17 protein-coding genes are annotated in these 18,942 nt (G+C 62.1%); 7 read left to right on the top strand and 10 right to left on the bottom strand.

The features are described 5' to 3' along the window. The first annotated feature begins 3 nt into the window (after positions 1–3). From OZ411_RS06825 to OZ411_RS06815, 3 genes are all read left to right on the top strand, one after another. Positions 4–1,461, top strand: a complete 1,458-nt coding sequence (locus tag OZ411_RS06825; RefSeq protein ID WP_282527308.1) for an NAD(P)/FAD-dependent oxidoreductase — start codon at positions 4–6, stop codon at positions 1,459–1,461. Between the two features lie 40 nt (positions 1,462–1,501). Continuing rightward, a complete protein-coding gene (locus OZ411_RS06820) occupies positions 1,502–2,563 on the top strand; it encodes a hypothetical protein (RefSeq protein ID WP_282527307.1) in 1,062 nt (353 codons plus the stop codon). An 85-nt stretch (positions 2,564–2,648) separates the two neighbouring features. After that, entirely contained in the window at positions 2,649–3,521 is an 873-nt protein-coding gene (locus OZ411_RS06815) for an ABC transporter substrate-binding protein (protein WP_282527306.1), read from the top strand. 540 nt (positions 3,522–4,061) lie between these two features. Here OZ411_RS06815 and OZ411_RS06810 read toward each other — a convergent pair. Genes OZ411_RS06810 through OZ411_RS06800 form a run of 3 tightly spaced genes read right to left on the bottom strand, consistent with a single transcriptional unit; the run spans position 4,062 to position 7,233 of the window. After that, the gene (locus OZ411_RS06810) at positions 4,062–4,502 is read right to left on the bottom strand and encodes a carbon monoxide dehydrogenase subunit G (RefSeq protein ID WP_282527305.1); all 441 of its coding nucleotides are present in this window, start codon (positions 4,500–4,502) and stop codon (positions 4,062–4,064) included. A gap of 10 nt (positions 4,503–4,512) precedes the next feature. Next, positions 4,513–6,084: a 4-hydroxyphenylacetate 3-hydroxylase N-terminal domain-containing protein gene (locus OZ411_RS06805; RefSeq protein WP_282527304.1), complete on the bottom strand. Its 1,572-nt coding sequence runs from the start codon at positions 6,082–6,084 to the stop codon at positions 4,513–4,515. A 6-nt stretch (positions 6,085–6,090) separates the two neighbouring features. Then, a complete protein-coding gene (locus OZ411_RS06800; protein ID WP_282527394.1) occupies positions 6,091–7,233 on the bottom strand; it encodes an ABC transporter substrate-binding protein in 1,143 nt (380 codons plus the stop codon). A gap of 266 nt (positions 7,234–7,499) precedes the next feature. Here OZ411_RS06800 and OZ411_RS06795 point away from each other — a divergent pair, with 266 nt between their 5' ends. Next, on the top strand, positions 7,500–8,558 hold the full coding sequence (locus OZ411_RS06795; protein ID WP_130577854.1) for a helix-turn-helix domain-containing protein: 1,059 nt from the start codon (positions 7,500–7,502) through the stop codon (positions 8,556–8,558). An 8-nt stretch (positions 8,559–8,566) separates the two neighbouring features. Here OZ411_RS06795 and OZ411_RS06790 read toward each other — a convergent pair whose 3' ends face one another. From OZ411_RS06790 to OZ411_RS06760, 7 genes are read right to left on the bottom strand one after another with little or no spacing between them, the layout of a single operon-like run. Then, a complete protein-coding gene (locus OZ411_RS06790) occupies positions 8,567–10,108 on the bottom strand; it encodes an AMP-binding protein (protein ID WP_282527303.1) in 1,542 nt (513 codons plus the stop codon). A 10-nt stretch (positions 10,109–10,118) separates the two neighbouring features. Continuing rightward, the gene (locus OZ411_RS06785) at positions 10,119–10,868 is read right to left on the bottom strand and encodes an SDR family oxidoreductase (RefSeq protein WP_282527302.1); all 750 of its coding nucleotides are present in this window, start codon (positions 10,866–10,868) and stop codon (positions 10,119–10,121) included. Continuing rightward, entirely contained in the window at positions 10,861–13,263 is a 2,403-nt protein-coding gene (locus OZ411_RS06780; RefSeq protein ID WP_282527301.1) for a xanthine dehydrogenase family protein molybdopterin-binding subunit, read from the bottom strand. Before OZ411_RS06780 ends, OZ411_RS06785 begins: the two co-directional genes overlap by 8 nt. After that, complete coding sequence (locus OZ411_RS06775) at positions 13,256–14,017, bottom strand: N-acyl homoserine lactonase family protein (RefSeq protein WP_130582623.1); 762 nt, start codon at positions 14,015–14,017, stop codon at positions 13,256–13,258. Before OZ411_RS06775 ends, OZ411_RS06780 begins: the two co-directional genes overlap by 8 nt. After that, positions 14,014–14,496: a (2Fe-2S)-binding protein gene (locus tag OZ411_RS06770; protein ID WP_130582622.1), complete on the bottom strand. Its 483-nt coding sequence runs from the start codon at positions 14,494–14,496 to the stop codon at positions 14,014–14,016. Before OZ411_RS06770 ends, OZ411_RS06775 begins: the two co-directional genes overlap by 4 nt. Next, positions 14,493–15,356, bottom strand: coding sequence for an FAD binding domain-containing protein (locus OZ411_RS06765; RefSeq protein WP_130582621.1), 864 nt, complete (start codon positions 15,354–15,356; stop codon positions 14,493–14,495). Before OZ411_RS06765 ends, OZ411_RS06770 begins: the two co-directional genes overlap by 4 nt. Before the next feature lie 45 nt (positions 15,357–15,401). After that, entirely contained in the window at positions 15,402–16,175 is a 774-nt protein-coding gene (locus tag OZ411_RS06760) for an enoyl-CoA hydratase-related protein (RefSeq protein WP_282527300.1), read from the bottom strand. A gap of 677 nt (positions 16,176–16,852) precedes the next feature. Between OZ411_RS06760 and OZ411_RS06755 the strand changes: the two genes are divergently transcribed. From OZ411_RS06755 to OZ411_RS06745, 3 genes are all read left to right on the top strand, one after another. Further along, the gene (locus OZ411_RS06755; protein WP_282527299.1) at positions 16,853–17,650 is read left to right on the top strand and encodes a hypothetical protein; all 798 of its coding nucleotides are present in this window, start codon (positions 16,853–16,855) and stop codon (positions 17,648–17,650) included. Between the two features lie 149 nt (positions 17,651–17,799). Next, positions 17,800–18,354: a hypothetical protein gene (locus OZ411_RS06750; protein ID WP_282527298.1), complete on the top strand. Its 555-nt coding sequence runs from the start codon at positions 17,800–17,802 to the stop codon at positions 18,352–18,354. A gap of 226 nt (positions 18,355–18,580) precedes the next feature. Continuing rightward, positions 18,581–18,940, top strand: a complete 360-nt coding sequence (locus tag OZ411_RS06745) for a hypothetical protein (RefSeq protein ID WP_282527297.1) — start codon at positions 18,581–18,583, stop codon at positions 18,938–18,940. Positions 18,941–18,942 lie beyond the last annotated feature (2 nt).

Below are 18,942 nucleotides of genomic sequence, written 5' to 3'. Positions count from 1 at the left end.
CTGATGCTTGCGACGAATAAAGCAAGAGACGCCCTGATCGAGCTCGAACGGCGTGTTCGCTTTGAGCTGGATTGCCTCGGCTACCCGGCCCGGCAATGGACGATTCCGCATAACCAGGAGGGCGAGCCCGTGCACGACGCCGTCATTGTCGGCGGTGGCCAAAGCGGAACTTCGATCGCCTTTCGCCTCCTGCGCGAGCGGGTGACCAACGTTCGCGTGCTCGATAGGAATCCTGCCGGTCTCGAAGGTCCGTGGCTAACATTCGCCCGCATGCACACGCTGCGAACGCCAAAGACCGTGACCGGCCCGGATCTCGGTCTTCCCAGCCTCTCGGTCCGTGCCTGGTGGGAAGCGCTCTACGGCGCGACCTCCTGGGAGGAATTGAACAAGATCCCGCGCGAACTCTGGCAGGCCTATCTGACCTGGGTGCGCAACACCATCGGCGTGGAAGTGAGCAACGGGGCCGAGGTAACCGATATCGAACCGCTCGCGGGCGGCCTGCTCGCGGTCCACGCGCGCCGCAATGGTGCGACGGAGAAGCTGCTGGCCCGCAACGTCGTACTCGCCACCGGGATCGAAGGGTCCGGCCGGTGGTCCGTGCCCGACGTGATCGCGAAGGCATTGCCGCGAGAGCGCTACGCCCATACGGCGGAGCCGATCGATTTTGCCGCACTGGCCGGAAAGAAAGTCGCCGTGATCGGCGCCGGCGCCTCGGCGTTCGACAACGCCGCCATGGCGCTCGAGAATGGCGCGGCCTCGGTCCATCTGTTCGCTCGGCGAAACAAGCTTCCGACCGTCAATCCCAATCGCTGGATGGAGTTCGCGGGCTTCCTGCGCCATTTCGGCGATATCGATGACGCCCGCAAATGGCGTTTCATGAAGATCATTTTCGACATGAACCAGCCGCCCCCGCAGGACACGTTCGACCGGTGCGTTCGTCACAGCAATTTCTTCGTGCAGCTCGGCTATCAGCTTGAGCGTGTCGGTTTCGATGCCGGAAAGATTTCGCTGACCAGCCCGGGGCGAACGAAGACCTTCGATTTCCTGATCGCTGGCACCGGATTTACCGTCGATCTCGCCACGCGGCCGGAATTGGCCCGCTTCCACGACAAGATCGCCCGCTGGTCCGATCGATATCAGCCGCCGGCCGGCGAAGAACATCCGCAGCTCGGCGCCTACCCTTACCTGTCACCCAGTTTTCAGTTCACCGAGAAGGTCGCGGGATCGGCGCCGTATCTCGCCAACATCTTCAGCTACACGTTTGCGGCGATGCCGAGCCTTGCCTGCTCCGCTGGCATTTCCGCCCTGAAATTCGGCCTCGATCGTATCGCCACGGGCATCAGCCGCGGCCTGTTCGTCGAGGACGCCGACGCCCATCTTCAGTCGCTGCTCGACTACGACGAACAAGAGCTTGACCCCGCTGCTCTGCTTGAGCGCGAAACTCGGGGAAACGTAGCATGAGTGATATCCGCCCCTGCAAGGCTACAAGGAATACATTGCCATGGTGAGCGTCGAGGACCGATCCAAGCGCATCCTGGAGTCAACGCTGAAGATACAGAGCCCCTTCGAGCTCGACCAAACGCTTTGTCTTTACAGTCCGCAGGACAATGTCGACTCGCTGAAGCATTCGCGCATCGCCGAATGGCTGCAATTCATCCAGAACGAATATGAGCCTGAGCTGCCGTCCGCGCGCCGTCACGTGCTGCTGTTCATGCCCTGCACCAAGACCAAGCCGTATCCGTTCTCGACCGAACATATGGCGATCAACCAGCGGCTGCTGGATGAAGGCTTCCGTCCGACGAAGCGCACATATCTTCCGCAGGAATTGCAGGCTCGCCTCGAAGCCCCATTTTCGCCGGACGTCTTGAACCTCTCGCCGCTCGCCAATAGCAGCGGCACGGTGCTGCACCGAATGGTGATCTCGGAGCCGATGGCCGTGGTGCCCTACGAGCATATCGTCGAATATCGCGGCAAACCTTCGCCGGCGGCAGCCTATGACGATCCCGGCCTGTTCGAGAACAGGGGCAACGCCGTGTCGCCTTGGAGGGCGGACTCGACCGCCGTGCAAGTCACGGCGACCCGCTGGAAATGGGGCGACGAAGAGCGCCGGCACTATGTCATGATGCACAACGAGATGGCACGCATCCTTGCCGACGTCGTCGCGCGGATCGGCCATCACTATAGCGACATCATTTCATGGGTTGCGCCGGGCCTGACCCATCGCAGCTTCGTGCTGTCGCGCGGCGAGCGCGCCGTTCATCACGTCACGACCTCGCGCAAGGTTGGCAGCAAGCGCATGGAACTGATCGGTGCCAACGACCATCTTGCCGTAGGGCAGAAGATCGCCTGCCTGCCCATGCCGGACGACTGCAAGCTGGCCATTCAGCGCCTGTCGCGGCGGCTGGGGATCGACATCTCGAAGGCAACCGGCATCTACGCACGCGGCGGCGCCAATGCGACGCCGCTCGCATTGCCGGAGCTGTTGGACGTTCTCGTCAAGCGGCTGAGCTCCAGCGACCTCAAGGCCGAAGAAAGCAGAAAATATGATAGCCTTGTCTCTTAAAATAGGGCTCAGCGACTCCGATCGCACCCGACCGATCGCGAACGGCGAAGTATCGATCGCCGGCGTCGATGCCAATGTGACGTTGATGGGCGTGCAAGCGCTTTTCAACAAGCAGCTGACGGAACATACCTTCGATTGCTGCGAATTTCCGATCACTTCCTACCTGAGGTCGCTCGAACGCCCGGAGCGGCCTTATGTGGCGGTACCGGTGTTTCCCTCGCGACACTTCCGCTTCTCGAACGTCTTCGTCAACGCGTCAAAGGGGATCAGGACACCAGCCGACCTCGCCGGCAAGCGTATCGGCGTGCCCGTATTCGACATGGCAGCCGCAGTCTGGCTGCGTGGTATCTTTCAGGATTATTTCGGACTGCCGCGCACCTCGCCGATCTACGTGTCGGGCGGCCTGGAAAATGCCCGCAGCGGCGACGAGCATCCGCAATTCTATCCCGACCGCTTCAAGCACGAGCAAAGGAATGACAAGAGCCTCGCCGTCTTGCTGGCGGAGGGCGAGATCGATGCGCTATACACGGCGCGAGCACCGAGCACCTGGCGCGCTCCTATGGTGACCCGCCTGTTCGAAAATCCCATGGAGGCAGAGCTCGCGTATTTCTCCAAGACCGGCATTTTTCCACCCATGCACCTCATTGCCATCAAGCGAACCATCGCCGAGTCCAACCCCGGCCTGGCCGTAGCCGTGTTCGATGGTTTCGCCAAGGCTCAAACGATCGCCAGAGAGCGGCTGTTCGATTCGGCGGCGCTGAGTACGATGCTGCCGTGGCAGCTCGAGAACCTGATGTTCACCGAGCAGCAACTCGGCAGCGACTACTGGCCAGTTGGCCTCGCAAAGAATCGCTCAACTCTCGACGTCATCAGCCGCTACATGTTCGAAGATGGCCTGACCTCCAGAAAGCTTGCGCCCGAAGAGCTCTTTCCTCAACCAGATTTCCTTGCCACTTAGCAAGTCGGAGAAGACCGAATTCGCGGAACGTGGCCGCGAACTCCCGAAGAGAGTCCGATTCCTCAAGTCAAGGCAGAGCCAGATTTCATCCCGTTTGCGAGTAAGCGGTCAGAAAAACTCGGGTATACGGGTGAGCTGCAAAGGGTCAGCGGGCCGCCTAAGCGTTGCCACCCATTTAGCTGGCATCTCGCTCCGAATCAGGAATTGTACAGGGCGCTGTACAGACCTTTGTGCAGGACGAAATAAGCCCGCTCCGAAGACAGCGGAACTGTCTGTTGCAATGGGGGATTTTGGCGGTGGCGGAGAGAGTGTCAGTCAATCCCCATTGAAAGATAGAGTATTTTCGACTCTGCTGGGCCAAAACCTACCATTTGAGCCACGCCGGAAACTGAGAGTTTCGCCTCCGACAATAGTTACATCGCGCTAACCACTATCGCTGGATCCCAGTTCGCGTACCGGAGGGCGGCCTAACTTGCGACATGGCGACTTGATAGCCAACCAAAAGCCGCCGTTCGTGCGCGATCCATTGCTGAACCCCAGTTAGAGCGCTCGTGCAAAATTTGCGAAGAATTCATCCGCGAGTTTTTTGGCTGTGCCGTTGACAAGTCGCTGGCCCAGCTGCGCTAGCTTCCCGCCGATCTGTGCATCGACGTGATAGCTCAACAGGGTACCGCCGTCGCGTTCGAGCAGATCGACTTTGGCACTGCCCTTCGCAAAGCCGGCCACACCACCCTCACCTTCTCCCGAAATCTTGTAGCCTTTCGGCGGGTCGAGATCGCTCAAGGCGACCTTCCCTCTGAATCGCGCGGACACGGGGCCGACCTTCATCCTGGCAATCGCACGAAAGCCCTGATCATCGGTCTTCTCCAATTCCTCGCAGCCGGGAATACAGGCTTTCAGAACCTCAGGATCGTTCAGCTTGGCCCACACCACGACCCTCGGGGCGGCAAGCTGGATCTCTCCGCTCATGGTCATTGCCATTGGAGTTCTCTCAGTGCGTGCGCGCTCGGGCGGGAACGGGTGCGAACACCCTCGCCATGTAGGTCACCAGATCGTCGGTGATCTCGGCGCGGGATGCGGAGGCGATGCCGGCCAGTGTCCTGGCCAGTTCCTTCTTGAACTCGATCTGCATCGCGCGAGCGATCTGGATGCGCTGGGCTTGCGGCGAACCCGCCCCATGCATGGATTCGGTCAGATAGCCCACGGCATTCCTGCCGAGCGTCATGTTCTCCACCAAGCGCAGAATGCGGATCCTGTCTTCAGTTGCGATCTCGGACCGCCCCTTCAGGTACTTTTCGATCATCGGACCGACCGTTTCATGCCTGAGCTCTCGCTCCGACGGCAAGGTCACCATCAGTCCGCCAGCGAGGTCCTGCGCCAGCCGGCCGATCTCGTAAGGCAGCCGCGTGACGTGGTGCTTGCAGACGTTCGCGAGCATCTCGTCCGGCAGATAGGCGCCGGATTTCATCTCCGTACCCTGATGGCTCGCCGCGACGCCTGTGCCGTAGATCGTCTCGTTGAGATGGGTCATCTCGACGAGCTTGTCGCGGATATGGGACGCGCGTTCGACACCGTTATAGTCGGCAATCGTCGCCGCCGCGCCGATCAGGACATCGCCGACGCCGGTTTTGCAGACATAGCTGCGGCGGTGATAGCAGGTGAAGCGCTCGACCAGCGAGGCCGCGAACTCCGCCTCGCTGTCCATGAAGATGTGCTCGAAGGGAATGAACACATCCTCGAACACGATCATTGCTTCCTGGCCGGCAAACCGCGCATTGCCAGCGTCGATGTCGCCGTCCTCGGCGCTACGGGTGTCGCAGGATTGCCGGCCGTAGATATAGGTGATGCCTTTCGCATCCACCGGCACGGCGCCGACGATCGCATAGTCCTTGTCGTCCACCTCCAGCCTCATCGTCGGCATGATGATAAGCCAGTGCGAGTTTATGCAGCCGGTCTGATGCGCCTTGGCGCCGCTGATATAGACGCCCTGCGGTGTGCGCCGTGTGACGTGGACGAAGAGATCGGGATCGGCCTGCTCCGAAGGCGACTTGCCACGATCACCCTTCACGTCGGTCATCGCGCCGCCGATCACGAGGTTCGACCTCTGGATCCGGGCCAGGAACTCTTTGAACCGGCCGTGGTAACCGGTGCCGTGCTTCTGATCCAGATCATAGGTCACCGAATGCAGCGCGTTCAGCGCGTCCATGCCGACGCAGCGCTGGAAGCAGGTGCCCGTCAACTGTCCGAGCCGGCGCTGCATCTTGTTCTGCATCACGAGATCACCGGGGCTGGTCGCGATATGCAGGAAGCGGTTGATGCGCTCGCCGGTCAATGGCGAGAGCGCCGCTGCAAGTTCCGGATTGTCGTTGGCGAGGTCGTAGGTTTCGGCCACCGCGTTGATCGAGGGCCGGATGATCGGATGGTCGACCGGCTCCGTGACCGCCTCGCCCATCAGATAAACCCTGAGCTTCCGGCCCCTCAAGCTCGCGATATAGTCGGCGCCGGTACGGATCGGCTCCCGGGTTAGAGTGGCGAGACCATTGGCGGCGACGTCCTGATCCATCCAGACTTACCCCTTCTTGACCAGCGGGCAGACGCTGTCCTTGAGCGGGCGGAACGCCTGGTCGCCGGGGATCACCTCGCGCAGCTTGTAGTAATCCCAATCGCCCTTGGACTCCGACGGCTTCTTCACCTCGTACACATACATGTCGTGCACCATGCGCCCGTCCTCGCGGATGCGGCCGTTCTTGGCGAAGAAGTCGTTGACCGGAATTTCCCGCATTTTGCTCATCACGGCCTGGGCCTCGTCGGTGCCGGCCGCCTCGATCGCCTTGAGATAGTGCATGGTCGAGGAGTAGTCGCCGGCGTCGCCCATGTGCGGCATCCGCTTCATGCGCTCGAAGAAGCGCCTGGACCATGCGCGCGTCTCGTCATCGCGATCCCAATAGAAGGCGTTCGTCAGCACGAGCCCCTGCGCTGAGCTCAGTCCGAGGCTCTTGATATCGGTGATCCAGACGAGCAATCCTGCAAGCGTCTGCCCTCCCTTAGTGATCCCGAACTCCTGCGCGGATTTGATCGCATTCACCAGGACGGTGCCCGAGCCCGCAAGGCCGATGACCTGAGCCTTCGACGCCTGTGCTTGCAGCAGGAATGAGGATTGATCGAATGTCTCGATCGGGTACCGTGTCAACCCGACGATCTCTCCACCCAGGCCCTTCACGACCGCGGAGGTATCGGCCTCCAGCGCATGTCCAAAGGCGTAGTCCGCGGTGAGGAAGTACCAGCTCTTCTGACCGGCCTTCAGCAGCGCGCTGCCCGTGCCGCGCGCGAGCGCGTAGGTGTCGTAGGCATAGTGAACGCTGTTGGGCGTGCAGGCATCATTGGTGAGGCGCGACGATCCCGAGCCGTTGATGATGGCGATCCTGTTCTTCTCTTTCGCTAGCTGGGAGACGGTGAGCGCGATCGAGGAATTGATCAGGTTGGCGACCATGTCGACGTGATCGACATCGAACCATTTGCGCGCCAGTCCGGAAGCCGTGTCCGGCTTGTTCTGATGATCGGCGACCAGCACCTCGATCGGTCTCCCCAGCACCTTGCCGCCAAAGTCCTCGACGGCCATCTTCACTGCCGTCACAGCTCCCTCGCCGGATTCGTGGGAGAACTGGCCCGACATATCCGTGAGCACGCCGATCTTCACGGCATCGTCGGACATCGCGAGGCTCTGGGCGCCGGCAGGGTTTGCGAAAACGACTATCGCCGCGGCTGCGACCAGGAATTTCTGCACTCCGGCCTTCATGAGGTTCCTCCTAGGGAAAATGGACGCGGTGCGATCCGCTTATTACATGCATAACTAGACTTTTGTTACATGCGTAACTAGACTGATTTTTCGAGGGAGTCAATCGCGCCGATGTGTTAAACGGGCCCCGACTTTAGAAGGCGGCCCGCGAATGGCGGCTGCGCAGACGGATTGTCCAGGGAATGCCTGCCACCGCGAAGCTCCAGACGACGAAGCCATCGGCCCGGCCGGCTGCGAAGGCGAGCAAAGCCCAGGCCGGTAAAGCTCAGGTCGGCACCGCCCGGCGCGAGCGGAATTGTTCGGTCGCGCGCACGCTCGACATCGTCTCCGACGCCTGGGCATTCCTGATCATCCGCGAGGCGTTCTTCGGCGCGCAGACGTTCGAGGCCTTTCGCACGGCACTCGGGATTCCCCGCGCGACACTGACCGATCGCCTGCGCAAGCTGACGCAGCTTGCGATCTTTCGGCAGGTCGCGCCAGGATCGTCGCTGCGCAAGGAATATCGTCTGACCAAGATGGGCTTTGATCTCTATCCGAGCTTCATCGCCCTGATGCAGTTCGGCGACCGCTGGCTTGCCGGCGGCAGGCCCGCGCCGCTGACGCTGGTCCACATGAGCTGCGGTTGCGACAGTCATCCGATCGTTGCGTGCTCGCATTGCGGCGAACGCGTCACCGCACGAGATGCGAAGTATCGCGATGGGCCGGGCGCCGGGCGCCATCCGGCCAAGGCCGGCCGCAACACCAGGCGCGCCTCCGACGGCAGCCGCTTCTCGCTCGGCCGTCCGAGCTCGGTGTCGCGCGCGCTGGAGATCATCGGCGACAAATGGAGTTTTATGGTCGTGCGCGAGGGCTTCTTCGGCAATCGCCGCTACGACAAGATCCTGACCGAGCTCGAGATCGCACCGAATATTCTGACCGACCGGCTGAACCGGCTTGTCGCAAGCGGCGTGTTCTACCGCAGGCAATATCAAAGCTCGCCCGATCGCTATGAATATCTCCTCACCGACATGGGGCGTGACCTCTACGGCCCCTTCATCACCATGCTGCAATGGGGCGACCGTTGGCTATCGAAAGGCAAGCCGCCGCTGCTGCTCACCCACCTCACCTGCGGCCACGTTTTTCATGCATCGGTGAATTGCGACCGCTGCAAGCAGCCGATCGTCGCCGCCGACATGCGCTACAAGCTGACCTACGATCCCAAGGCCTTTGGCGCCCTGGGACCGCGCTCCGTCGACTCCTGATTGGCGGATTACGCCCGGCCCAACGCCTCGACCAGCTTGAAGCGCATGATCTTCCCCGAGCTTGTGCGCGGGATCTCCGACACGAGATGGGTGGCTTCGGGGATCTTGTAGGATGAGAGATGGGCCTTGCAGTGGGCCATCAGCGAAGCAACATCCAGCTCATTGGTCTTGGCCACGACGAACAGACACGGCACTTCGCCGAGCGTCGCGTGCTTGATGCCGACGACCGCGCAATCGGTCACCTGCGGGTGCCGCACCACGACTTCCTCGATCTCCGCTGGCGCGATGTTCTGGCCGCCGCGGATGATCAGCTCCTTGATGCGGCCCGTGATCGTGAGGTAACCGCTGGCGTCCGATTTCGCGAGATCGCCCGTATGGTACCAGCCCTTGCGCAACGCGGACGCCGTCTCCGCGGGCTTATTGTGATAACCGCGCATCAGGTTCGGTCCGCGCACGATCAGCTCGCCCTCCTCCCCGATAGCGACATCCTCGAGCGAAGATGGATCGACGATACGCACGGCGAGGCCGAGCACAGGCAGCCCGCATGAGCCCATCGGCCTCGCGCCGTGCAGCCAGTTCATGGTGACCATAGTGGAGGTTTCGGTGATGCCGTAGCCATCGAGCAGCCGCGTGTTGAAGTGCTCCTCGAACGCCTTGTTCAGCGTCGCCGGCATGATGGCGCCGGCGGAGATGCAGAGGCGGATGGACCCGAGGCGTTCGACGCCGGTCTCCTGCGCACGATGCAGGAGATAGTGGAACATCGTCGGCACGCCGGGCAGAACGGAATATTTCCCGGTCTGCAGGAGATCGAGCGCCTGCTGCGGCGAGAACCTCTCCATGATGTGCTCGCTCGCGCCGACCGCGAGCACGGTGAGCACCGAGAGATTGAGACCATAGGAGTGGAACAGCGGTAGCGGCGACAGCACGACGTCTTTCTCGGTCAGCTCGCAGATCGGCGCCCAGCATGAAGCGGCGATCCACAGCATACTGCGCAGCGATAGCAACACGCCCTTCGCCCGGCCCGTCGTGCCGGAGGTGTAGATGATGAAGGAAGAACGGTCGATATCGTCGGGATCGAGTGGCCTGGCGGCGCTGCCGGTTGCGAGGTCAGCCAGCGCCATCCCCGCTTTCGCCGCGTCGGTGCCGGCAAACATGATTGTCGGCGAGATTCCGGCATCACGGCAGATCTTGCCAATTAGCTCCTTCCTTGCGGCCGCGGTGATGACAAGACTGCAGCCGGCATCGGTCAGGCGATAGCTGATCTCGCCTTCCGCCGCATCGAAGCTGATGGGCACCACGACCGCGCCGGCGCGCAAGGCCGCGAAGCAGGCTTCGATCCAGTCGACGCCGTTCGGCAGATAGATCGCAACCTTGCCGCCTTCCTTCAGCCCGGCCTTCGCCAGATTGGCCGCGATCGCAGCGGTGTGTTCGGCGAGGTTCGCATACGTCACCTCCCGCGACGAATCCGAATACGCCACGTTCCCGGGCCGCTGTTTGGCGTGACGATCGAGGAGAGTTGCGATCGGCGCGATCAAATCAACCTGCAGCATCGTCGTTCTCCTAGACCATGCTGTATCCACCGTTGACGCTGATCACCTGTCCGGTGATCCAGCTTCCGGCATCGGATGCGAGCAGCGTCACCAGCGGCGCAACGTCGGACGGCAATCCCAGCCGGCGGATGGCGTAGGCCTTGACCAGCTTGTCGCGGTTGGCGTCCACCCATGTCTTGTCGTGTGCGGTCTCGATAAGGCCGAGCGAGATCGAATTGGCGGTGACGCCCGAACGTCCCCATTCGCGGGCGAGCGATTTCATCAGCGCGATCGTGCCGGCGCGCGCGGCGGCCGCGAGCGCAAGACCGGACTCGCCGACCCGCGAGGAGTCTCCCATGATGGAGATGATGCGGCCGCGACCTGATGCCTCCAGCAGCGGTCCGGCGCTGTGGGAACAGTTCAGCGCGCCGTAGAGGCAGGTGTCGATCTGCTTCTTCCAGTCCTCGGGCGTGCTTTCGCTGAAGCGCTTGCGGAACACCAATCCGGCGTTGTTGACGAGGATGTCGAGTCCGCCGAAATCGCTCCTGATGCTTTCGACCATTTTCCTGACGACGTCGGCGTCCGAAATATCCGCTTGATAGGCCTTGGCCTTGCCGCCGCCCTTTGCAATCTCGGCGACAACAGCCTCAGCCTCGGCCTTCGAGCTGTGATAGTTGACCGCGACGCTCGCGCCCTTTTCCGCCAGCATCTTCGAGATGGCGGCGCCGACGTCCCGTCCGCCTCCCGTCACGAGGGCGACACGTCCCTTGAGATCACTCATCAGCTTGTCCTCTTGATTTGAACCTGGCCTGCTCCAGGAGCCGAAAGATGCGTTCTGGAGTCATCGGAAGAATGGAAACATCGATATCGAGCGGCGACAGCGCGTCGGCGATCGCGTTCGCGACGGCAGCCGGTGCGCCGATCGTGCCGCCCTCGCCCATGCCGCGGAATCCGCCGGCCACCGCTGACTCGCTTTCGATATGGACGACGTCCATGACCGGCACTTCGGGCGCGGAGGGGATCACGTAGTCGACCAGGCTCGCGCTCAGGAGCTGAGCGTCATCGTCGTAGATCAATTCCTCGAACAGCGCCGCGCCGATGCCCTGCGCCACGCCGCCATGCACCTGGCCGTCAACGATCATCGGATTGATGATCTTCCCGCAATCCTCTGCGACCACGTATTTCAGAATTCGTACGAAGCACGTCGCCGGGTCGATCTCCACCGCGGCGATGTGGGTGGCTGCCGCGGTCGTTCCATTGATGGGATCGTAGGTGTAGGCCGCGCTCAATTCCTCGCGCGCTTCGACCGGCAAGGTCTTCATGTCGGAATAGACGGCCTTCGCGACTTGCTTGAACGTCACCGCGCGATCAGTGCCGATGACGACGGCCTTGCCGTCGCTGACGTCGATATCGTCCTGATTGGCTTCCAGGAGATACGAGGCGACGCGCCTGATCTTGTCCCGCAGCAGAAACGACGCATGCTTGGCCGCGCCGCCGCCTAGCACGGCGCTCCGGCTCGCATAAGTGCCGGTCGACATCGGCACCTCATCGCTGTCGCCCTGGATCACGCGGACATCCTCGAACCTTGCGCCGAGATCGTCGGCGACGATCTGGGCCAGCGTGGTTTCGAGCCCCTGCCCGTGAGAGGCGACCCCGAAAGCCGCGGTGATGGCGCCGGTCGAGTCAATGGTGATCTTCGCCGTCTCCGAGCCGGTATTGATCGGCATTCCCGGCGCCACCGCGATCCGCGAACCAATTCCGGTCAACTCGGCATAGCTGGCGATGCCGATGCCGAACAGGCGTCCCTGCTTGCGCGCATCTGTTTGTTGGGCGCGGAGCTGTTCGTAACCGGCAGCCTCGGCAGCCGCGTCCAGGCATTCGACGAAACCCGTCTTGTCCCAGATGATGCCGGACGCAATCCGATACGGGAATTCGTCGGGCTGCACCAGATTGCGGCGCCTGATCTCGAGCGGATCGAGGCCAAGCACCCTCGCGCCAAGATCCATCAAACGTTCGGTGACGAAGGCGGAGATCGGCCGGCCTACTCCGCGATAGGGACCGGTCGGCGGCTTGCAGGTGGCGACGCCGCGCACGACACCCCGATAGGAGGCGATCTTGTAGGGGCCGGGAAGGAAGCTGACGACCTGGACCGGCTCGAGCCCGCACGTCCACGGATAGATCGAATAGGCTCCGACATCGCCGATGACATCGGCCTGCAGCGAGGTCGCAACGCCGTTTGCGTCGAATCCCATTTCGGCATCGACGATCTCGGCAAAGGCCTGGCTGGAGCTGCTGACATCTTCCAGGCGATCCGCCGTCCATTTGAGCGAGCGGCCGAGCTTGCGCGCCGCGATGCAGATCAGGAGTTCCTCCGGATAGAGCGAGCCCTTCGAACCGAAACTTCCGCCAACATCGGGCGCCACCACGCGCAGGCGATGACCGGGAAGGCCGAGCGACTCGGAAATTGCGTCACGGACGATCCCGGGAATGTTCGACGACGTGTAAAGCGTGATGGCGTCGCGTCGCTTCTCGTATTCGGCCGTATAGCTGCGCGGCTCCATCGCAAGAGGCGCCTTGCGGGTCATTTCAAACCGACCGCCGACCTTCACCGCGGCGGCCTTCAAATCAGCGGCAACGTCGCCCTTCTTGAATTCGCGCGCGATCAGGACGTTGCTGCCCGCCTCCTCGTGCAACAGCGGCGCGTCATCGGCAACCGCAAGTTCTGCGCGCGAAATCGCGCCGAGCGGCTCATAGTCGACCTTGATCAACTCGATCGCATCCTCCGCGAGATAGCGCGAGGTGGCGATGACGGCTGCAACGGCCTCGCCGACATAGCGGACCTTGCCGGAAGCAAGAGGAAGGATCGGCGTCGCGTAATAATTCGGCATGCGCGAGACCGGAATCACCGGCTTGAAGTCCCCCGCGATGCCATCCGCCGTGAACACGGCGACCACGCCAGGCGCTGCCTGCGCGACGGTGGCGTCGATGCGGGAGATCCGCGCATGCGGCTGTCCGCTCCGTAGAAAGGCGACATGAAGCGGCCGGTCCGGCTTGCGGTCGGCTGAATATTCGCCGCGCCCGGTCAAGAGGCGTGGGTCCTCCGTGCGCTTGATGGGCGCGCCGACGTTCCGGGGGCGCAACGCATCCGACGGCTGAGCACGCCTGTCGCTACTCATAGCCATCGTTCCCCTTGCGGAGGCCCTGCCATTGCTGGTCGTCATGGCCGCAAATCACTGCCGCGCCGGCCTTCTCGATCCGCCGCACTTCCGCGAACGTCTTCAATTGCTCGTCGACATTCCAGGTGTTGCGGGGCGGAGTATCGGCATCGAGATTTCGGCGCAGGCTGACCGCATCCGAAGCGAGCAGGAACTGACCATCACGGTCGAGGCTCACCAGCGCGCCGAGCGAGCCAGGCGTATGGCCCGGTAGCGGCACCAGCACGACGCTGGAATCCCCGAAGACATCCTTCTCGCCATTCAGCGGCTCGATCGGCTGTCCGTAGTCCCAATCCGCGCGGAGGTAGCCCGCGGTTTCGGCGCCTGGCGCCTTAGCGGCTTCGATCTCCTTGGTGTGAGCGAGGATCGTCGCCTTGCGGAAGAACTGATTACAGCCGCAATGATCAGGATGGAAATGGGAATTGACGACGATATCAATGTCGTCCGGCTCCAGCCCGACACAGGCGAGACTCGGCAGCAGGGTCTCGTTCGCGCTCATCAGCGGCTTCATGACCTTGGCGAGCGGACCCCAGCGCTCCTCCACATTGTCGACCACGGACGGGTGACAGCCGGTATCGAACAGCACATTGCCCTGCTTGTGCCGAATCAAGGCGCTACTCACGGGAAGATCGATCATTTCGCTGCGGTCGGCGCCGGCGACATAGATGCTCTTCTTCATGCGAAGACGTCCGGCGGCGAGGAAATTCAGCTTCATGATGTTTTCTCCGCGCGCTGCGCAGCCGCACTCCTGATCGCCGCGACGATGTTCTGATATCCGGTGCAGCGGCAGAGATTGCCCGACAGCCCTTCCCTGATCTCGTCGTCGGTCGCGAGCGGATATTTCCGGAGCAGATCCTCGCCCGTCATCAGCATCCCGGGCGTGCAGAAGCCGCATTGAAGCCCGTGGTGCTCACGAAACTGGGCCTGCAGCACATTGAGCATTTCCGGCGTTCCGAGCCCCTCCACCGTCGTGATCTCGGCGCCATTGGCCTGCACGGCAAGCGTCAGGCAGGAGCGCACACTGTCGCCATTCATCAGCACAGTGCAGGCACCGCAAACCCCGTGCTCACAACCGACATGCGTCCCCGTCAGTCCGAGTGTGTCGCGCAGGAAGTCCGACAGCAGCAGGCGCGGCTCGACGTCCGCGATGTCGTATGTCGTGCCGTTCACCGTCACCGATACGTTCGTGCTCATCGGATCACCTCACTCAATGCCGTCTGCATGGCGCGCCTTGCCAACTGTCCCAGCAAATGCTGGCGGTACTCGGCCGATGCGTGAAGGTCGCCATTGGCGGAAACGCTGGCCGTCACGAGTTCCGCAAATCGATCCGGTGTTTGGTCATTGACCTCGATCGCACCAAGCTCTCGTTCCACTTCCCTGAGCCGGAGCGGCGTATCAGCGACGCCCATTACCGCAACGCGCGCGTCGTCAATTCTGGCCTCGCTCCGCCGCACCGAGACGGCGATGCTTGCAAGCGCGAAATCGCCGAAACGGCGCGCCGCCTCCTCGAATGCGCAGCCGTTGTGTTGCAGGATCGGAAATTCGATCTCCACCACGATCTCCTCCGGCTCCAGGCAATTGGTCAGCGCGTCGACGAAGAAGTCTTCCGCAGCGATGGCACGCCGGCCCGACGGGCCGTGAACGCTGAGTTCGGCGCCATAGAACAGGGACAGCATCGGCAACTCGGCCGCGGGATCGGCATGCGACAGGCTGCCGCCGATGGTGCCGCGATTGCGGATCGCAAGGTGCGCCACATGCCGCATGGCCGCTGCCATCACCGGCAGTTTTGAGGCAATCAGCGGCGACTGCTCGATCTCGCGATGCCGCGTCAACGCGCCGATCGCGACGCGATCACCTCGCAGCTCGATGAACGACAGCTCCTTGATGCCGTTGAGATCGACAAGCACTGCCGGCCGCGCCATCCGGAAATTCAGCAGCGGCAGCAGGCTTTGGCCGCCGGCGAGGACCTTTCCTTCGCCATTGGCCGCACGCAGCGCTTCGACCGCGCCATCCACTGTCGTCGGCGCGACATAGTCAAACTTGGCAGGCTTCATCGCGCTCGCCCTCCAAGGCTGGTTTCCTTCCCCGCTCGGCCATTCTCATGCGCCGCGAAACCGCGGAGGCCTTTTTTCCGCGAAGGCTCTTCGGCCTTCTTCGAAGTCCTCGCTGTCGGATGCAGCATCGATGAGCTGCTGCGCCTTCGTCAAATCAAGAGCCCCGGCGCCCATCGAAATCCCGTTCAGCATGTATTTGGCGCCCGCGATCGAGAGCGGCGCATTGGCGGCGAGGCGCTGCAAAAATCGTTCGGCCGCAAGCACGGCATCGTCATGGATCTCGTCGATCAGTCCCATCGACATCGCCTGCTCGGCCGGATAGCGATCGCCGGAATAGAGAACGCGTCTGGCGTTCGCGAGGCCGGTCAGCGCCAGCAGCCGCTGCACGCTGTGAACGCCGTAGATGATGGAGAGCTTGGCGGACGGGATCCCGATAGTTGCGGTCAGATCCGCGAAGCGGAAGTCGCAGGCCAGCGCGAGATGGCAGCCGCCACCGAGACAATAGCCGGAAATGGCTGCGACGACAGGCTTTCCCAGCGCTGCGATCGCGCCGGAACAGGCATCGACCGCGACCTCGTAGTCGGCACTCTTGCGCCTGTCGTCCCGGATCGTGTCAAACTCGCTGATATCGGCCCCGACGGAGAAATCTCTGCCTTCACCCCTGAGCACGACCGCGCGGACGTGCCGGTCGCCGGCAAAGCGCGCGAAGATTTCGGACAAGTCACGCCACATCGCCAGCGTCACGGCGTTCTTCACCGCGGGCCGATTCAATGTGACATGCGCGATGTTGTCACGCCGCTCGATCCTGATCGCCTCCAACGTCGCTCCTCTGGCGCTCGATCATCCGAATGCTCGGGGCGTCCCCGGCAAAAGCAGGTTGCCACCCGGCCAACCGTCACTTGCATAAGTAGACTAATTTGTTACGACGCGTCAAGCCGTGTTCAGAGTCGACGCGTGCCGTGCGGAACGCGGCGCACTAGCCAGCGGAACTTGATAGACCACCCGAGAAAATAGCTTGCTTCGCGCTACAGCCGGTCGCACTGCATCAAGCGCATGAAATCTCACAACATCGTAGGCTGGCGTGGAAAATAATCGGAAGGCGTGGGGGAAGCGACTCGCCCCCGACCCGAACATTCCGGCTCTGCAGCGAGTTGACGCCGCGCGGAGAGAGTGTCAGTCAACTCCCATTGAAAGATAAAGCATATTTGACCTTCCTAGGCTGTTCTAAGCGACGAAACGCGGCACGGTCGTGAAGGGTCAGGGTTCATTCCGTATTTCCGGCCGTGAAGATAGTTCCGCTCCTCGGCTGCGTTAAAAACGCCGGTACAGTTCGGGGGCGAGCTGGTAAAAAAGACGAACGTGACATGCAGCTGCATGCCCATCCCTGGGAACCTTCGTAGATCAAAAACCCGTCTGCGTCCCGTTGAACGTTAGCTAGCGCAGATGCGCGGATCGCTCTCAGACGGGTGCCATTGTATTTTGGACACGGAGCACCAATGGATTCCACGCTGGACGACAGGCTCGCGGAACGGCAGATCGCGGAGCAGCTTTCGAACCTGGCGCTCGAAGCGGGAGTCAGTCCTTCGGCCCCGCCGACCAGCATGAAGACGTCTCGCGCCCCGCCGGCAACGATTCATCAATTGGCGAATTGGCGCTATGTGGCTTTCGTCTGCTCTCTGTTGGCAGCATCCATTGGTGTTGCCGCTTGGTGGTGGTCGTCCTCCGCTCATACGGCGATGATGGCCTCCTCGGACCCAGCACCTCTGACGCAGGCCCCGCCGGAAGCAGTCGCGCCGAAAGACGCCGCGCCGTCTGCCGTCGCCCTGTCTTCCGACTTGGCGCAGCAGCTCCAGCCGATGACGCGCGACCTCGCTGCCTTGAGGCAAGCGGTCGAACAGCTCAAGGAGAGGCAAGAACAATTGGTCCGCGACAATGAAAATGTCGCGAGCCAACTCAAGGCGAGCCAGGAAGAAATGGCGCGTAACAACAGTGTCATCGATGAGATCAAGGCGATCCAGATCCAGATGGCGCGCGAAAACCAGACGCTCACCGAGCGCCTCAACGCAAGCCAGGAACAACTTGCCCGCGTGATCGCCAACGCTTCAGCGCCAAAGGTGATGCCTGAAGAGCCAAAGCTGAGCCCCGAAGAGCCAAAGGTTATGCCCGGAATACCACTGCCGCGTCCGCGGCGGTCGGCCAATGTCGCCCAGGCGCAAAAGCCGGCGCCAACCCCGGCCCGCCCGCAAGCCAAAAAGCCGCAACCGTCGTTGGTATGGCCATGGTCAGCGCGCTAATGCCGTGACCGACCTGCTCCCTGCGACGGCACCTAAAACTGTGGCGGCTCGTTGACTAGGGGCCGTCCAGTTCGCGCGTGCTCTGCTTCCGCCGCCTCTTCCCGGACGAATTTCCGAAGGACGTTCCGAACCCCTGGGTCGGCGTCACCATGAAGACCCGTGTGAAAAAGAAAAAGCCGGCCGTGACGCGAGACGAGGTCTACACCTTTGCACATGGCTGCATCGAGCATCACAAGACGGGCGAAATCGTCGACCATCCGCTCGAAGATGGCGACGTCAAGTTTTATGAGGAAGCTGAGGAGGTGCTGTCGCACTTGAAGCGTCTCGGCACCCCGATGATCCTGTACGAGGTCGAGGAAGGTAAGGCCAAGCCGTTCGGTTTCAGCACGATGCAACACAAGGTGCAGCGCTTGCGTGTGAAGCTGGGATTGCCATCGCACTTCACGTTTGACGCCTGCCGGCACGGCGGCATGACCGAGCTGGAGGAGACAGAGCTGACCGACGGACAGGGTCGCGCGCTGTCAGCACACCGGACGCAGCGGAGCTATATCGGCTACGCGAAGCGCACCGAGAAGCGCGTGCTCGCAGCAACCCGCAAACGGCGCGCGCACAGGCTGGCGAACGAAATGGCGACAGACGTTCGGAATGGGCAGCTAAAACCCGTTCAGAATGAAGTCCCTGAACAAAGCGCGATTGCCGAGTGATTTCAATTGGCTGGGGCGGGAGGGTACTCAGCCAGATTGGAGCCGCCGGCAGGCTACTGAGACGACTGACGAAATCGGAGCGACACGAAGGGTGTGTAGCAGCCCCGTGCAGCACCTTGCAAGTCGGCTTGCCCGGTTCTTCGGACGATGGGTTTACCCCACCCACGGCTTCAGCAACATCACACTCTTTGAAATTGGCTAAGACGAGCTCCCCGACATCCGGTGTATGCCAGCCGTCGACGAGAAGGATGTCACTCAGCGCTGGTCTCAGCCGCTTAGCAAGTCCTGGCAATACGCGAAGAAGCTTCTGAAGCTGAGCCGTGCCGATTTGACGCTTTATAGCACACGCCACCTGATGGCCGATTGGCTCGACAGCGAAGGAATTGCACAGCGAACGCGCGACCGTATTCTCGGGCACGTCAGCGATGTTAGGGGGCGCTACGGCCGGAAGGGCATCCTCGACCCGCAGATTGCCGCGAAAATCGAGGCGCTTGAACCAGCGGTCGTTAAGCAGATGAGAGAGATCCTGCTCGCGGCAAAGAACCGCGCGGATAACGGCAAGCTTGCAGTCCTGAAGACTTACTGACT

Source organism: Bradyrhizobium sp. Arg237L, from assembly GCF_029990105.1.
In the GTDB taxonomy this organism is placed as follows: domain Bacteria; phylum Pseudomonadota; class Alphaproteobacteria; order Rhizobiales; family Xanthobacteraceae; genus Bradyrhizobium.
This window is presented reverse-complemented; position numbering and strand designations above follow the sequence as displayed.

What these genes read in the sequence shown, in the direction of transcription:
- OZ411_RS06825 (WP_282527308.1), top strand. Translation starts at nt 4, where the DNA reads ATGCTTGCGACGAATAAAGCAAGAGACGCCCTGATCGAGCTCGAACGG.
- OZ411_RS06820 (WP_282527307.1), top strand. Translation starts at nt 1,502, where the DNA reads ATGGTGAGCGTCGAGGACCGATCCAAGCGCATCCTGGAGTCAACGCTG.
- OZ411_RS06815 (WP_282527306.1), top strand. Translation starts at nt 2,649, where the DNA reads ATGGGCGTGCAAGCGCTTTTCAACAAGCAGCTGACGGAACATACCTTC.
- OZ411_RS06810 (WP_282527305.1), bottom strand. Translation starts at nt 4,502, where the DNA reads ATGGCAATGACCATGAGCGGAGAGATCCAGCTTGCCGCCCCGAGGGTC.
- OZ411_RS06805 (WP_282527304.1), bottom strand. Translation starts at nt 6,084, where the DNA reads ATGGATCAGGACGTCGCCGCCAATGGTCTCGCCACTCTAACCCGGGAG.
- OZ411_RS06800 (WP_282527394.1), bottom strand. Translation starts at nt 7,233, where the DNA reads ATGTCCGACGATGCCGTGAAGATCGGCGTGCTCACGGATATGTCGGGC.
- OZ411_RS06795 (WP_130577854.1), top strand. Translation starts at nt 7,500, where the DNA reads ATGCCTGCCACCGCGAAGCTCCAGACGACGAAGCCATCGGCCCGGCCG.
- OZ411_RS06790 (WP_282527303.1), bottom strand. Translation starts at nt 10,108, where the DNA reads ATGCTGCAGGTTGATTTGATCGCGCCGATCGCAACTCTCCTCGATCGT.
- OZ411_RS06785 (WP_282527302.1), bottom strand. Translation starts at nt 10,868, where the DNA reads ATGAGTGATCTCAAGGGACGTGTCGCCCTCGTGACGGGAGGCGGACGG.
- OZ411_RS06780 (WP_282527301.1), bottom strand. Translation starts at nt 13,263, where the DNA reads ATGAGTAGCGACAGGCGTGCTCAGCCGTCGGATGCGTTGCGCCCCCGG.
- OZ411_RS06775 (WP_130582623.1), bottom strand. Translation starts at nt 14,017, where the DNA reads ATGAAGCTGAATTTCCTCGCCGCCGGACGTCTTCGCATGAAGAAGAGC.
- OZ411_RS06770 (WP_130582622.1), bottom strand. Translation starts at nt 14,496, where the DNA reads ATGAGCACGAACGTATCGGTGACGGTGAACGGCACGACATACGACATC.
- OZ411_RS06765 (WP_130582621.1), bottom strand. Translation starts at nt 15,356, where the DNA reads ATGAAGCCTGCCAAGTTTGACTATGTCGCGCCGACGACAGTGGATGGC.
- OZ411_RS06755 (WP_282527299.1), top strand. Translation starts at nt 16,853, where the DNA reads ATGGATTCCACGCTGGACGACAGGCTCGCGGAACGGCAGATCGCGGAG.
- OZ411_RS06750 (WP_282527298.1), top strand. Translation starts at nt 17,800, where the DNA reads ATGAAGACCCGTGTGAAAAAGAAAAAGCCGGCCGTGACGCGAGACGAG.
- OZ411_RS06745 (WP_282527297.1), top strand. Translation starts at nt 18,581, where the DNA reads ATGCCAGCCGTCGACGAGAAGGATGTCACTCAGCGCTGGTCTCAGCCG.